We start from the raw sequence: 15008 nt of genomic DNA on the forward strand, positions 1-15008 counted from the left end.
GTTGCGGCGCGGGCGGCACCCGATGTCGGGAATCGAGCTGCTTGCCGAGGAAGCGGCATATACGACGATGGTCGCCGCGGTGACCATCCTGGCCGTGTTGGCGCTCTTGTTCTCGTCTGTCTCTGCCGTGTGGTCTATGGCGCGCTCGGGGGGCGTGCAGGTTGCCGCGGATGCGGCGGCGCTTGCCGGCGCTAACGCGGTGTCGTCGTATTACACCGTGGCAACTACGGTCGATGCGACGGTGCTGAGCATGGGGCTTGCGGGGTTCGTGTCGGTGGGCGCCGGCATGCTGGGAACATTGATTCCAGGGATGGAGCCGGCTGCGCACGATATGCTCGATTCGGGCATCGAGATGCTTCAAGCGCGAAACGAGCTCTGCGCGTCAGCGAGCGAGGGGCTGCAGAAGCTGGAGGCGGGACTGCCGTTTGCCGTCGCGGCGCGCGCGACGGGGCTGTGCCGTCAGCAGGGTGGCGAGCGCCTGTCGTATGCGGGCACGGCGCTGGTGGCGCCACGCACCTCGGATTCGTATTTCCCTGCACTTGAGGGACCAGCGATCGACACCGGATCGATGGAGCTTGCGAGCGAGGAGCTTGACGAGGCTGCCGAGCGGCTACGTCGCGCCCGGGAGAAAAGCGCTGCAGAGAAGGAGCGTGCCTGGCTGGCGGATTGCGGTCGCGATGGTATGAATATGCAGGAGCGGGCCGATCGGCTCTCGGGTATCGCACCCGATCAGAACCCGGATTTCGCATCGAGCGTCACCTGGGCTCCGGAAGCGGGGTTGCGGCGGGCGCGGGCATACTATCGATGGCGGTTCGAGCACGAGGCGCCCGTGGGGAATAGCGTCGAGGACCGTGCCGATTCTGCGGCGCGCAAGGTCTTTTACGAGTATGCTGCGGGCGTCGTCGAAGCGGCGCGGGTGGAGGAGGGCGAGAGCGGGTTCGTGAACACGCTCGAGCCGTTGCCGAGGAACACCGATGACGTGCGCGAGACGCCGTTGTATACGGATGCGCGCTGGGCGACATCGATCGAGGCCGCAGGAACGACGCTGCATTACGCCCCGTCGTGCCCGGGTGCGACGGGGGCGCCCGGGGGAGGGGCGGCTCTGTGCGACGTGGAGGCAGGGCGCGTGCGCGAGTGCGAGACCTGTCGCTTCGGCGTAGGCGATATGGGGCGTGTGCCAGCGGCTTCGACGTCGATCGAGAATGGTTTCGAATATCATTTCCGGTCGTATACGCTGGCCCTGCGGGACTACGCTGCAGCCCGGGGCGAGGAACATGCCGCGGAGGAGCATGCGAAGGGGTCGGCAGAGGGTGCGGGCAGCGCGTTCGAGGAAGCGCTTGCGGCGCTTCGCAGCGAGCGCCCGCGCATCGCGCCGCCCGGGCGCTATGGGTGCGTGGCGCTCGTGGTGTCAGGTGACGTCTCATCGGCAGGAGAGCTATCCAGCTCGTTCGCTTCTGATGTGCATGTGGGTGCGCGCGGTGCTATTTCGGCGGCCGCTTTGGCGCGAGATCCCGCCACGCACGAGAACAACGTTCTCGCGTCGTTTCTCTCGTCGATATCGTCGGATGGGGGATTGCCGGGAATGGCCGACGAGGTCCTGGGGCTTTGGGGGCGCTTGTTGCTGGCGTATGGAAACGCGTCCGAGCGAATCGGCGAGGCGCTCGATGACCTGCTGGGAGGTTCTGCGGGTTCGCCTGATTCCGTGGGCGGCTGGTTGGAGGAGAGGGTGATGGGCGCTTTAAATGGTCTGGGTCTCGAGCCCGTTGACCTGTCGCTGTGCAAGCCCGTGTTGACCGATAGCGCGCATGTGCTCGCAAGGGGGGACCTAGGGAGCGCTGCCGAACTTCAAAAACGCCTGCGTTCGATTGCGCCTACGAGCAGCGATCCGATGGACATCTTGCGAGCTGTCGGCTACGAGTTGGAGGAGGCGGTGCTTTCTGCCGAGATCGTGGTCGCGCGTATCCCGTTGCCGGGAGGTGGGACCCTGCCGCTGACGGTGCGCCTAGGGGATTTCGTTTCGGAGGGCGGTGCTGCTTCATGACGGTGATGCGAGAGCGTCGGGCGCAGGCGACGGTTGAGATGGCGGTGGTGTTGCCTGTCTTATTGGTGCTCGGGCTTATAACTTCAAACTTGATGCGGTTCGCGGTCGCCGTCGCGCGCTTCGACCGCGTCGCGCCCGATATCGTGGTCGCCCAGGGGGTTTCTCCCGAGGGGGACGGAGGGGCCGGGCAGGCGGCTTTGGAAGCGGTGCGGGGCGAATTGGCCACGGCGATGGAAGGGTACGGGGTCGACGTCGAGGTGACGGTGGAGGACCGGGGGTTCGGGTCGGAGGAGACCTTTTCCCTTGCGCCGCTCACGCGTTCGTTTACGTGCAGCATGGCGATGGCGCCGTGGCCGTCGGTCGTGGAGATCGCCGGGGTGTCGTTGGGGGCTCCCGCGCGGCTTCGGCATGAAAGGACGATGGTTGTAGACCCCTGGAAGCCCGGGGTGGTGGCATAGGGATGCAGAACGACGAGCGATATGGCCAGGCGGTTCGCGGTCTTGGATGGGCATGCGGCGACATCGTCGTTGCGCGGACGTTTTGGTGCCGGCTATGGGGTCTGATGGGGCATCGGCCTCGTGGCAGTGGGAATGTCGAGATCATCTTGGTGTTTCCACGGTGTTCATCGGTGCATACGTTTGGTATGGTGGCGCCGATCGACGTCGTGTTCTTTACGGATGACAACCGTGTGCTGGCGCGCTATGAACGGGTTGCCCCAGGCCGCATCCTGGCGCATCGGGGCGCCTCGTGGGTATGCGAGCGGATCCATGTGCCGCCGGATGATCGGGGATAGGGGGGGCGTGTGTAAAAGAAAGTGACAAGAATCTTAAAAAAGTCGCTTGCGCCGCCGCGATGATTTGTTATAGTAATCAAGCCGTCAGTGAGACGGACATCAATTGGCCAGATAGCTCAGTTGGTAGAGCAGCGGACTGAAAATCCGCGTGTCGAGGGTTCGACTCCCCCTCTGGCCACCCTTTAATGATAAAGCCCTCCGCATGTCGGGGGGCTTTTTGTATACCGTTTCGATGTGTTCGGATAATCTCCTCCGGATCCGAGCCGGCTGCGGATGCGTGCGAGCATGGGGGAATTCGTTCGAGCCCAGTTCGCCTCGTATTGCGTTCGCATGTCGCGGATCCCGCGACCGTTTCGGGGCATGCAAGGTTGTGCGCCCGTTGGGCGAGGCCGCGCTACCGTGCTGCAACCTTTCATTTCCGACACGCTTTGCGCCGCCGATGCGCGTGTCGGGGCGGGCAGGTATACTCTTCAACAATGAGCATCGATGGCTAGGGGGCAGGTATGGACGAGAAGATTCGCGGCGTCAACCTTTCGGGTTGGTTTATTCCCGAGCCGTGGGTTTCGCCGTCCCTGTTTGCCGCCACGGGCGCGTCGTCCGACGCGGAGCTGCATGACGTATTGGGTAGCGCCGCGTATAACGAGCGCCTGCGCCATCACTACGAGACTTTTATCGGCGAGGGCGACTTCCATCGTATGTCGTTGATCGGCTTGAACGCGGTGCGCCTGCCCATTCCGTGGCATGCCTTCGGATCGCAGGGCGACGCCGCAACCTTCATCCCGGCGATCGACTACATCGATCGCGCGATCGAGTGGGGCGAGAAATACGATATCAAGGTCCTGCTCGACCTCGCGACGGTCCCGGGCGGTCAGGGCGATTCGAATGAATCGACCACCACCCCCACCACGCCCAACTCGACCGCTGATTGGCATTCGTCGGTGAACGGGCGCCATGTGGCGCTCGAGGTGCTCGAGAAACTTGCCGCTCGCTACGGCAAGGCCGAGAGCCTCTACGGAATCGAGCTGCTGGACAGTCCCGTCATGAGCGTGCGCAAGAACCTCTTTTCCATGACGGAGGGCATCCCCAGTCATTATCTGCGTAATTTCTATCGCGATGCCTACGAGCTCGTGCGCGCGCATATGCCGGTCGAGAAGGCGGTCGTGTTCTCCGCCTCCGCGCACCCGGAGATGTGGAAGCATTTCATGCGTGGTTCGCGTTACGAAAACGTAGTGATGGACGTGCACCTCTATCATTATTACGACGAGTTTGCGCAGGATATCACCTCGCCGCGCGGCCTCTCCTCTGCTGTCGCGCGCAACCGCAAGGTGATTCGCGAGGCGCGTTCGGCCGGCTTCCCCGTGCTGGTGGGCGAATGGTCGGGTGCCGCGGTGATGTCGAGCGCGTCCGTGACTCCCGAGGGTCGTGCCGCTTATGAGCGCGTGTTCGTGTCCAATCAGCTCGCCTCGTTCGCCGATACGCGCGGCTGGTTCTTCCAAACGTGGAAGACCGAGAAGCGCAACGCGGCATGGGATGCCCGCCTTGCGTTGGGTACGCTCGAGCGCGCCATGATCGAGTAGCCATGGGGGAGACGACGAAGCGCCCGCAGGCGGGCAAGCTCTATGTGGTGGGAACTCCCATCGGCAACCTCGGCGACCTGACGCCGCGCGCCGCGGCAGCGTTCGAGGCTGCGGATGCCATCTGCTGCGAGGACACGCGCGTGACTTCGAAGCTCCTCGCGCACCTCGGTATCTCCAAGCCGCTCGTGCGCTGCGACGAGAACGTTATCGCGGGGCGCGCGCCGCAGCTCGTCGAGCGCATGCTCGCCGGCGAGACGCTCGCTTTCGCGTCGGATGCCGGCATGCCGGGCGTGTCCGATCCCGGCCAGGTGCTGGTGGATGCGGCGCGAGCCGCCGGTGTACCCGTCGAGGTGATTCCCGGTCCCACGGCTTGCATCACTGCGCTGGTGGCGACTGGCATCCCTTGCGAGCATTTCTTCTTCGAGGGCTTTTTGCCGCGTAAGCACGGCGAGCGCGTCCGTCGCCTGCGCAGGCTCGCGTCCATTCCCGGCGCGTTGCTCTTCTACGAGTCCCCGCATCGCGCGGAGGATTCGCTCGTTGCGATCGCCGAGGTGTTTCCCGAGCGCGAGGCCGCGCTCTGCCGCGAGCTCACCAAGCTCCATGAGGAGGTCCTGCGGGCGCCCGCGTCCGAGTTGCTCGAGCTGGTGCGTGAGCGCGGCGAGATGCGCGGCGAGATGGTGCTCGTAGTGGCGCCGCCGAGCGAGGCCGAGCTCGAGCTCCACGAGGCGGCCCTGGCGGCCGGCGCGGGCGCGGGCGCGGACGCCGGCGCGAACCCCGACGACCTGCTTGCCGCGGATATCGCCGAGGCCCTTGCCGCCGGCGAGTCCGCCAACGCGATCGCCAAGCGCCTGTCCCAGAAGTACTCGCGCAAGAAGCGCGACGTGTACAACCTGGTTCTCTCGACACAGGCTGAGTCTGATTGATGCCGGGTCCGTCCCCGGATGAAGAAGATCCCGTCCACATGTGCGATGCACTCGTGGACGGGACCTTTCGCATAGCGGCGGCTACCTTGCTCCCGCCTCGTCGCGCATGGGGTAGTGCGCGGTCAGGCTGCGGAATCGGTCGTAGAACGCCGAGAGCAGCGCTGTCACGCGCCGGCGCTTCTCCGCTTGCGGGTTGCCCTTGGCGAAGCGCGACACCGGCGGCAGGATGCTGGCCACGGCGGTGCCCTCCTGGGGAACGCCGCCCGTCTCGAAGGCCTCGCTCACCAGTGCGCGCGTCTGATCGGGCTTGAGGTGCTCGCACTCGATGATGCCGCCGAGCTCCGTCTCCATGGACTCGCGTACGAGCTCGCGCCAGTGCGCGGAGACGACCTCGTGCCTGCGCTCTTCGCTCGCCTCCGGGTCGATCGAGAAGGTCGCGGGCGTCTCGCAGAAGCCCGCCATCTCCAGGAACCGGTCGATGAGGTCCTGCTTGTCGCGCAGCTCGGGCGACGCCGCCACGGAGCTGCGGATGCGCTCGGCGATCTCGCGGTCGCGCACGTTGTCGCCATGGCGCTTCTCCACGAGCATCAGGATGTAGTCGATGTTGATTTCCAGCTGCCGAACGAGCTCCATCTCGAAGACCAGGTCGTCGGCGATCGACTCCTTCTCCGCCTGCTCGCGGCCACGCAGCTTGTCGCGCAGGTCGAGGTACACGCTCTGGTAGTCCTGCAGCTCCCAGACGTCGATGGTGTCGTCCTCCTCGAAGCCGTCGAAGCTCGAGAGGATGTTGCGCAGGCGCAGGATCGCCGAGAACGTCTTGATGAAGTCGCGCTCGGCCTCCTCGCCCATCGGCTCGTCCAGCGCGTCGAACGAGAACGCCTCGCGCAGGTGCGCGAGCTTCTTGGCGTATTCCTCGAAGTACACGTCATAGGGCTTGAGCAGCACGATGCCGCCGGCCTTGGGGTCGCCGAACAGCCCGATGGCCTCATCCACGTTTTCCTCGAGGTTGCGGAAGCACACGACGTTGCCGAAGGTCTTCACCGAGTTGAGGATGCGGTTGGTACGGCTGAATGCTTGGATGAGGCCGTGCATGCGCAGGTTCTTGTCGACCCACAGGGTGTTGAGCGTCTTGGCATCGAAGCCCGTGAGGAACATGTCTACCACGATGAGCAGGTCGAGGCACTCGTCTTGCGGCAGCGGCTTGCCATCGACGTCCTCGCCCTTCATGCGGCGGCTCACGTCCTTGTAGTAGCCGTCGAAGCCCTGGGAGTCCGTGGAGAAGCTCGTGGAGAACATCGCGTTGTAGTTGGCGATGGCACCATCGAGGAAATCGCGGTCCGCCTGGGGCATCCCGTCGCATTCGAGCTCCTCGTCGTCGATGAAGCCGCAGGGGTCCTCGGGCGCGTTGGGGGCGAACGAGAAGATCGTGGCTACCTTGAGGTCGCATCCCTCACGCTGGCCGATCATCTCGCGCAGCACGCGGTAGTAGGACTCAGCGGACTTGATCGAGTCGCAGGCGAGGATGGCGTTGAAGCCGCGCCGCGCGGCCCCCTTCACGCTGTACGCCTGGCCGCTGCGCTTGGTCTTGCGGTCGAAGTTATCCAGGATGTAGCCAGCGATGTTGCGCAGCCGCTCGGGGTGCAGCCAGGCGGAGTCGGTGTCGATGGCCTCGACCCGCGCATCGGTGTCTTCGGCCTTGCGGTGGAAGGTGCTCACGTAGTCGACCTTGAAGGGCAGCACGTTGCCGTCGTCGATGGCGTTCACCACGGTGTAGGTGTGCAGGCAGTCGCCGAAGGCTTGCGCGGTGGTGCGCAGCTCGGGGTCGGCGCCCGCCCCGGCGTTTTGGGCGAAGATCGGCGTGCCGGTGAAGCCGAATAGGTGGTAGTTCTTAAAGTGGCGGGTGATGGCCTTGTGCATCTCGCCGAACTGCGAGCGATGGCACTCGTCGAAGATGAACACGGTGTGCCGGTCGAAGACCTCGCGCCTGGCGCTGGGTCGCTTGAGGTAGACCGCCAGCTTGTTGATGGTGGTCACGCAGATCTTGCGCTGCCCGAGCGGCGCCTCGAGGTTCTCGGCGAGCGCATGGGTGTTCTTGGAGCCGTTGACCGCGCCCTCTTGGAACTTGTTGTACTCCTTCATGGTCTGGTAGTCGAGGTCCTTGCGGTCCACCACGAACAGGACCTTGTCCACGCCCTCCATGCCAGCGGCGAGCTGCGCCGTCTTGAACGAGGTGAGCGTCTTGCCCGATCCGGTGGTATGCCAGATGTAGCCGCCGGCGTCGAGCGTGCCCAGGCGACGCTTGTCGTACTCGGAGACGAGGATGCGGTTGAGGATCTTCTCGCACGCGCAGATCTGGTAGGGGCGCATGACCAGGAGCGTGTTTGTCACGTCGAGCACGCAGTAGTGCGTGAGGATCATGAGCAGGGTTCCGCGCGCGAGGAACGACGCCGCGAAGGGTACCAGGTCGGCGATCTTGTGGTTGTTCGCGTCCGTCCACCAGCTGGTGAACGCGAAGCTCGCCGAGGACTTCTTGCCGCGGCGGCTGCTCTCGGTCTTCTGCCAGCGCGTGGTGTTGGAGTAGTACTTGGTGTGCGTGCCGTTGGAGATGACGAAGATCTGGACGAACTCGAACAGGCCCGACTGGGACCAGAAGCTCTCGCGCTGATAGCGCTCGATCTGGTCGAACGCCTGGCGCAGCGCCACGCCGCGGCGCTTGAGCTCGATGTGCACGAGGGGCAGGCCGTTGACGAGGACGGTCACGTCGTAGCGGTTCTTGTGCGCGCCCTCGCTGGCCTCGTATTGGTTCATGACCTGCAGGCGGTTCCTGTAGATGTGGTCGCGGTCGAGCAGCATCACGTTCTTGAGGGTGCCATTCGCGAGGGTGAAGTCGATGACGGGGTTCTTCTGGATGCGGCGCGTCTTCTCCACGATGCCCTCTGCCTTGTTGGCTACGACCTCGCGGAAGAAGCGCTCCCAGTCCTCGTCGGCGAAGGCGAAGCCGTTGAGGAGCTCGATCTGTCGGCGCAGGTTGGCGATGAGTTCGGCCTCGCTGGCGGGGGAGACGCGCTCGTAGCCCTGGTCCACGAGCTGCTCGATGAGCTCCTTTTCCAACTGGGCCTCGGTTTGATAGGAGGTTGCGGCCCGCGCGACCTCGGGCACCTGCGCGCACACGGTCGAGCTGGGTCCCTCGAGGATGAGGCTGTAGGAAGGGGCGGGGGAGCCGCCCGCGAGTTCGAGGTCGTCCGTCAGCATGCCGCTTCCTTTCTGGCGTGGCCGGAGTGGCATGGTGGGGTCGGTTAAGGACGGCCCCACCATGCCGATGTTTGTGTCCCAATATAACTGTCCGTACGGACGTCAGATCTTTTGATCTTCGTGCGGTCTGTGAGTTGCGGGAAAGCGCGGCGTCAATGCTTGGTCGAACCTTCCGGGTTTCCCAGTATGTGGGTCAGGAGGGAAACCTTCCGCTTATTGCGCGTTTCCTTCGGCGCGATATTCCGATATCGCTGCTTGAGCTTTTGGGCCAAATGGGATGAGTGATGCCAGGGGGGGTCGATCGAGGGCGATCCATTCAACAATCCCAACAATGGCGACGTTCTCTGCATACTCGTCATTGAGGTTTAGGAGTCGCTCGACGTAGGCTCCAACCCGCTTGAGAATCTGCTGGTCCTCATCCTTGAACGCTTGGTCGATGAAGGGGTGGAGGACATCCTCATGAGTAAGGAAGCAGCCGGTGTCCATACCGTCCCCGTCTTCCTCCATGTAAAGGGTGAGTTCCTCCTTGAGTTCGGGGAAGGCATCCATCAGAATGGCGTTCAGTTCGTGTTCGGTCATTGCGTTCTCCCTAGTGCGTTTTCTAGATCAGCCTTGAGCCTGCGAAGGAGATTCGAGTCTGGTCCGTTGGGGTCTTTCCTCAGTATCTTTGCAATCTGCTTCAGCCTTTCACGTCCCTTTCTGATGTGCGTTTTTCCACCAACCTTTTCGCCTGTTGCCAGCTCGTGGCGTATGGCATCTGCGGTGCCTCCGTCACCAATTCCACCATCTGTATGGTAAAGCTCTTTGATGAGGGTTTTTACCTTTTCCGTTTGAGCTTCTGCCAGTAGGGATTCGCGAGCCGATTTTGCTGTCGGGCTGGTGTCATCTGTTGGCTCAGATGAAGGGGTGTTTTTCGCTGCGTATTCCAGTGGCAGCTGTCCAGAACCGTAAGTTGCACCGAAGTTGAGCCCATTGCCTGCACCGCCTCCCACTTACACCGCCTCTTCGATTCGAGAATGGGCAATTTCGGCTTGCGTCGGGAAGGAAATGACATTAACTCCCGCTTCGTACGCGGTGTGGAAAAACTGTTCAGGAGCCCTTCCATAGACGATGATGTTTTTAGGACGAAGTCGTTTGACCGCCTCATTGACGAAGCGCTTAAAGAAAACACGATCGTCGGGATTGATGAGGTTTCCAAGGGTTCCCATTGCGATGCTCGCTTCGGTTGGGAGGCCATCGAACGAGTAGAGGAGTCCGCGCGAGTCGGTTGGCCGAAGGTTGGGAATGCACTCTCCGCCGAGCCGTTCGTGAAGGCTTCCGAGTAGGCGGCCCCTGAAGCAGTTCCATAATTGGAGGCCGAAAGGCATGTTGCGGTACATGGAGAAGTCCCAGGAGATGATTCCGGGGTGTTCAAGTAAGGACGGCTCGTACTTGAAGGCATTGTTCCAGACGCGTTCAATCTGGGTGTCGTGTTCGTAGGGCACTACCCAGGCATCTGTGTTGTTTCGTTTTGGTGACCGCGAATCTGAGAAGCGGATTAGCTGATCGGGGACCTTATCGGTGCCCTGGATGATCGGCATCTCGTAGTCCCCAGCATAGGTTGCTCCGTGATAGTAGCGGGTGTGCCAGACGTCATAGGCTGATAGGCTAGGCATGGAAGTCCTTTTCTGCCGGCAAGTGGCATAGCGTTTAATTCTCTGCTGAAACGCTGGGGACCATCTGGTTGGTATGGGCATAATTTGGCGTTCGCCCTATACTCTTCCGTGTGGGCGGGTCCATTTGGGCCCCAGCATTAGTCGCTCTCATTGGCGTGGGGGCGACTATTTTTCGTCTATATGCTTTCGATAAGACCGCCTCCTTTCCATGTGGCGTTATTTATGAGCCATTGCTCGTGCGGTCGCCAGGTTTCTCCTTCGCGTTTTCGCGCAAGGGCTTGGTCTTTAGCGAAAAGTGCGCAATCGCTGCTCACCTTGAAAACCTCTGTCAAATTGAAAGCCGGATTACATTTAAGGATCAGGGGGTGGGGAGCAAGTAGATAGCCCGCAAAATAGTCGGCTTCTCTCTCGCGGTTGGGGGTGTCTTCTCGATGTTCAAGAATAATGTGACCGAGTTCATGGGCTCCGGAAAACCGAGTGCGGTTATGGTACGCGTTGCATGTGTCGTCTAAGACGATGCACGCTTGTGAATAGTTGGGCGTGCGCACGTGGAAAGCGTCGTTCGATGCGGAGCGGGCGAGCGCAAGCTCTTGGGGCTGCAGGCAGGAGTAGGGAACAAGATCGATTCCGAGCGTCTCGACTATTCGTTTGATACTTATGGGGTATTCTGTGATTCCAAAATCGGATAGCAGTTCGACCACTGCGGTTTCGATTTCGATTTCTCTTGTCCTGGACGGCATTGACAATGAGTTCCTAACGCTTGAGTAGTGTTGTAATGAGCTGAGCGCGTTGTTCCTCTGTGAGGGAATTTGAGTTACGAGCGATAAGCTGGACAGCCCCATCGATCTCCTGCTCCTTTTGGGTGCCCAGAAGATCCGAAGGTTGGACGTCGAGTGCCTTTGCGATCCTTGCAACAACGATGGCCCGGGGCATTCTGTCTCCGCTTAGATAGCGGCTGATTGCTGCTGGAGTAAGGCCTGTGCTTAGTGCAAGTTCTTTTTGAGTGAGGTCGCGTTGGCTTAGCAACGCCGAGAGCCTCATGGGGAACAGCTCGGACATGGGATTCCTTTCGGTAGTTACCAATATACGGAAATAATTACCGTATGATGGTAATGATAGCACAAATGGAATCCCTAGATTGGGTTCTGGATCTTATGCCTCGCGGTAGACTACGGAGAGCGTTCACCCGTCCTCGGAGACCCATTCGGTCCAACCGTTTTGGCTGCCGCCGAGGACGAACACGGCGGCAGCGCTGGGCGTATCGAAGCTCACATCGTGCGCGAGACGCCATGCGCCTCCGTCGTTCGAGAGCGCTCTCTCTGCTCGCAGGGAAGCACGCAGTTCCTCGAGGCGCTGGGTGGGCCTTGCTTTGGTGCCGCATTGAACGTCGAGGTCGATTTGCGAACCGGCCAGGACGGTGAATTTGCCTGCAGATGAGTCGTATCGCCCGCGGGCGTCGATGTTGCGACGGGGCGTGTGGAACGCAAGGCCGTCGTCGGTCACGCTCTCACCAACGGCGTCGAGGTCGTATCCCAAGACGCCCATCCTAAAGAGGATGTCCTCGTGCAGGCTTGCGATGAATGACTCTGTGTAAGGGCTCACGAACGGATTGGGGAGGTTACCGTTGTCCGTGGCGTACGAGCCATGTTCGGCGATGTAGGCGATCATTTGTCTCTCAAGGCCGCTCACCACGTCGAGCGAGAATTCGCTATCGGGTCCGAGGAACATAACCGCCGTGTTCCACCAGCCCTTCTTTGCGTAATGGTCATCCAGGCGGGAGATTCCTTGGACCGTCTGGCCGGCATAGACGCGACGCAGGCGCCCCTTGTTATCGTCAAGCAGATAGTAGACGCCGCGCTTGGGAATCTCGGGCAGCTTCTTTGCCTGCGCGAGCAGGTCGCGGGGAATCACGACGGTCACAAGCGTGGAACCCGTCAGGCGGCAGATCTTGATGCCGTTGGGCTCGCCATCGATCAGCTGCAAGGTGAGCGTCTTGAGGTTGATCATGCTGCCGACTCCTTTCGGGGAAAGCTGAGGAGCTTGTCGCGGTAGTACTCGTATTGCTGGCGGCGCGCCTCGATCTCGGCGGGGAGGCCGTCGGTGAGCGAGGTGGTGAGGGCGTCGAATCGGTCGAGGATGTCGACGACCTTCTGCTGCGTCTCGAGAGAGGGGACCAAGAACTCGACTTCTTTGAGTTTTCCCACGGCGAGTCCTGGTTGGGCTCCAGCTGATTTATACCTGTTCAAATTTCTGTTTACGAGCATGTGATAGGCATAGTCTTGGAGCACTAAATCGCTGCATGTCGCCACAACCGCATGCTCGGTGGCATAGAAATCCTCTTCGACGCGATAGACATTTCCGCACAAAGCGCCTTGCCTTCCGATGAGAAGCGCCTTGCCGGAGTGGCTTGGTGACTCGACGAAACCACGAAGGCCATTTCCTCCATAGCAAGGTGTCGTCTGAACGGCGCTCTTGCTTTCAGAGATGTTGCTGGCGGCGATGTGCGTACCCGCCTTCATGTAGAAGAGGTCTTCCATTTTCAGCCATCTACTCTCTCTCTCTCTCTCTCTCTCGAAGGAGAGCAGCTTGTCGCGGTAGTAGGCGTACTGGGCTTTCCTTGCCTCCAGCTCCGCTTCCAGCTCCGCTTCCAGCTCCGCGAATTTGTCAAGGATTCTGACAATTTCTTTTTGGATTTCGATGGGCGGGATGGGTGCCTCAAATGTGGCCATGGCATCGCCGCTGACGCGAAGAACTTTAGTGCCCGTGATTCTGCGTTTCTTCTGCGCTTGGAACGAAGCGGAGCAGAAAAGGTAGGCCATGTATTTTGGGTCTGCCGAGTGCGAATAAATGTAGGCGTCGCCGCTCACTGCACACGGCTCATCTCCGAGCCATGCGCAACATTTGCAGACATCATCTTCGTTTTCACTGGTGGTCGCAATGATGAGGTCGCCATGCTTCGCCTTCTTACGAGTTGCATAGAGTTCTTCCGAGATGAGCGACTTCGTTTCCGAAGCTTCAAGTCCGTAGTAGGTGTAAATCTGCCCATAGTGGATGCATGGTTTACCGTCATCTGTGAAATCAGATTTCTGAATACCGGCACCGCGCGTAAATGTGCCGATATCCCCAAGCCGCTTGTACTCCACGCCGTCCGGGCAGAGCTCGGCAATCATCTCGTCGATTCTACTCATTGCTATCTTTCTTGTCGGAGTCGGTGCTGTTCATGGGATTATCCGAATTGAGAGTGGAGAGGGTATTCCGTCCCTGTTCCGTTAGTCGATATTTCTGCAGGCGGCTTTTGGGTTTGTCGGGAACGGTGCGCTCGATGAGCCCGGCGTCGAGGGCGGGATTAAGATAGTTTTCCCTAAAGGTGGGGCGATGGGTTAGGCGCAGGGCAGTCATCGCGTCGATGGCGCTGGTCTCCGAGTCCTGGATGTAGGCGAGGAGTGCAGCGACTTGGTCGGTGACTTGGTCGGTGACTTGGTCGGTGACTTGGTCGGTGACTTGGTCGGTGACTTGGGGGGCGGCTGGGTCGATGTCGGGCACTGCTTCATCCTCGGTTGCTACGACGCCCTTAAGGTCTGCCAGCCTGACCTGCGCAATCGTGCCAGCCTGTGCATCCCAGCGCATGTTGTACAGGGTCACGTAGAACGCATCACAATAGTTTTTGAACGTGGGCTTGAATTGCGGCTTGTAGGTCTCTTCGCGCGCGGTTGATTGGCAAATGAGCATGAGGCCGGAACCTCGGCGCTCCATGAAGTTCATGCGGCCCATGACATCGGCGAGGATTGGGTTCTTGCGATGGCTCTTTTGTCGTTGGTCGCCAGCACGCTCCAAGTCGATATCCGCCGGCACGGTGCCAGGGGACGAGATCTCGATCTTGTCATCGTAGATGTCGATGCTGACCTCCGATCCGAGGTCGAGGTAGTTTCGGTGCACCAGCGCATTCACGAGCGCCTCGGTGATGGCCCTCTCGTTATAGCAGAGCAGCTCCGCGTGGTCATCTACCCGCTTGACCCACTGGCGATAGTTGTAGCGGCGGATGAACTCCTCGGCATTGTGCAGCAGCATGGTGAGGCCGCCAGAGTACTCCTCGGTATCCAGGATGTGAGTCTTGTCCATACCATCCCACCTTGTGGCAAAGACGCGCGAATGCCTCAAGAGGGGTTGGTCGGCAAACGCGGCGCCGGCGTAGGTGAGGTGCTCGCCATCCTCGGTCACGAGGCCGAACGAATGGTAGTCCTCGTCCACAAGGTCTATTCCTGCGCGCTGGGCGAAGGTCGCGCGCAGGTGCGTAAAGCTCGCCCTCGATACGGGAATGTGGGAATCAAGGGAATCCCAGGTGCGGTGCGTGCCTTCCAGCACGAGTCCCAGCAGCTTCTCGCGCGGGGCGAGCTCGCTTCTATCGCCGTGACGGACGTAGACCTCACGTCTGCCGTCGCCGATGCAGAAATAGGGCTTGGAATCTCCCTGTTCAACATTGAGTATGACAACGGCCGCGGTTTCCACGGTCTCGACCTCAAGCGCGAATTCGGGAACCGGGTCTATGCGGTCGTGAATGACTTGCGAGATGAACTCAATATCGGCTTGAGGATCGGTGACGCCGCAGGGCTCGTGCGTGTCGTCGTCAACGCCGAACAGAATCGACCCGCCTTGCGTATTCGCAAAAGCAGCGACGCTCTTCAGCCAGCTTTTTGGTTTCTTGCGTTCCACGCAGCGCTTGAAGTCGCACGTGGTTGTTTCTGCCGCGAGGTGCTCCATGTCCATCGC

General features: G+C 61.0%; 14 protein-coding genes and 1 tRNA gene. 6 read left to right on the forward strand and 9 right to left on the reverse strand.

Annotated features, from left to right (window positions below; genetic code table 11):
- The first annotated feature begins 22 nt into the window (after positions 1-22).
- From E4J93_RS07290 to rsmI, 6 genes are all read left to right on the forward strand, one after another.
- Complete coding sequence (locus E4J93_RS07290; protein ID WP_147588805.1) at positions 23-2041, forward strand: hypothetical protein; 2019 nt, start codon at positions 23-25, stop codon at positions 2039-2041.
- Positions 2038-2499 carry a hypothetical protein gene (locus E4J93_RS07295; RefSeq protein WP_147588806.1) on the forward strand — a complete coding sequence of 154 codons (462 nt, stop codon included), beginning with the start codon at positions 2038-2040 and terminating at the stop codon, positions 2497-2499. The genes E4J93_RS07290 and E4J93_RS07295 overlap by 4 nt, the downstream gene beginning before the upstream one ends.
- A gap of 2 nt (positions 2500-2501) precedes the next feature.
- Positions 2502-2834 carry a DUF192 domain-containing protein gene (locus E4J93_RS07300; RefSeq protein ID WP_147588807.1) on the forward strand — a complete coding sequence of 111 codons (333 nt, stop codon included), beginning with the start codon at positions 2502-2504 and terminating at the stop codon, positions 2832-2834.
- Between the two features lie 105 nt (positions 2835-2939).
- A tRNA-Phe gene (locus E4J93_RS07305) sits at positions 2940-3012 on the forward strand.
- 325 nt (positions 3013-3337) lie between these two features.
- Positions 3338-4411, forward strand: coding sequence for a glycoside hydrolase family 5 protein (locus E4J93_RS07310; protein WP_147588808.1), 1074 nt, complete (start codon positions 3338-3340; stop codon positions 4409-4411).
- Between the two features lie 2 nt (positions 4412-4413).
- Entirely contained in the window at positions 4414-5334 is a 921-nt protein-coding gene (rsmI, locus tag E4J93_RS07315; protein ID WP_147588809.1) for a 16S rRNA (cytidine(1402)-2'-O)-methyltransferase, read from the forward strand.
- A gap of 81 nt (positions 5335-5415) precedes the next feature.
- Here the strand turns inward: rsmI and E4J93_RS07320 are convergent, their stop codons facing one another.
- From E4J93_RS07320 to E4J93_RS07360, 9 genes are all read right to left on the reverse strand, one after another.
- Positions 5416-8586 carry a type I restriction endonuclease subunit R gene (locus E4J93_RS07320; protein WP_147588810.1) on the reverse strand — a complete coding sequence of 1057 codons (3171 nt, stop codon included), beginning with the start codon at positions 8584-8586 and terminating at the stop codon, positions 5416-5418.
- 213 nt (positions 8587-8799) lie between these two features.
- Complete coding sequence (locus E4J93_RS07325) at positions 8800-9165, reverse strand: hypothetical protein (RefSeq protein ID WP_147588811.1); 366 nt, start codon at positions 9163-9165, stop codon at positions 8800-8802.
- Positions 9162-9578, reverse strand: a complete 417-nt coding sequence (locus tag E4J93_RS07330; RefSeq protein ID WP_147588812.1) for a hypothetical protein — start codon at positions 9576-9578, stop codon at positions 9162-9164. The genes E4J93_RS07325 and E4J93_RS07330 overlap by 4 nt, the downstream gene beginning before the upstream one ends.
- A complete protein-coding gene (locus tag E4J93_RS07335; RefSeq protein WP_187231658.1) occupies positions 9579-10241 on the reverse strand; it encodes a DUF4417 domain-containing protein in 663 nt (220 codons plus the stop codon).
- A gap of 176 nt (positions 10242-10417) precedes the next feature.
- Positions 10418-10981 (reverse strand): ImmA/IrrE family metallo-endopeptidase, encoded by a 564-nt coding sequence (locus E4J93_RS07340; protein WP_187231659.1) that lies wholly within the window; start codon positions 10979-10981, stop codon positions 10418-10420.
- A gap of 13 nt (positions 10982-10994) precedes the next feature.
- Positions 10995-11300 carry a helix-turn-helix domain-containing protein gene (locus E4J93_RS07345; RefSeq protein ID WP_222705707.1) on the reverse strand — a complete coding sequence of 102 codons (306 nt, stop codon included), beginning with the start codon at positions 11298-11300 and terminating at the stop codon, positions 10995-10997.
- A 123-nt stretch (positions 11301-11423) separates the two neighbouring features.
- Complete coding sequence (locus tag E4J93_RS07350; protein WP_147588815.1) at positions 11424-12248, reverse strand: GIY-YIG nuclease family protein; 825 nt, start codon at positions 12246-12248, stop codon at positions 11424-11426.
- Positions 12245-13429 carry a restriction endonuclease subunit S gene (locus E4J93_RS07355; protein WP_147588816.1) on the reverse strand — a complete coding sequence of 395 codons (1185 nt, stop codon included), beginning with the start codon at positions 13427-13429 and terminating at the stop codon, positions 12245-12247. Before E4J93_RS07355 ends, E4J93_RS07350 begins: the two co-directional genes overlap by 4 nt.
- On the reverse strand, positions 13422-15005 hold the full coding sequence (locus tag E4J93_RS07360; protein WP_147588817.1) for a Fic family protein: 1584 nt from the start codon (positions 15003-15005) through the stop codon (positions 13422-13424). The genes E4J93_RS07355 and E4J93_RS07360 overlap by 8 nt, the downstream gene beginning before the upstream one ends.
- Positions 15006-15008: the final 3 nt, after the last annotated feature.

Origin of the sequence: Collinsella sp. BA40 (assembly GCF_008014645.1) — a bacterium.
In the GTDB taxonomy this organism is placed as follows: Bacteria; Actinomycetota; Coriobacteriia; order Coriobacteriales; family Coriobacteriaceae; genus Collinsella.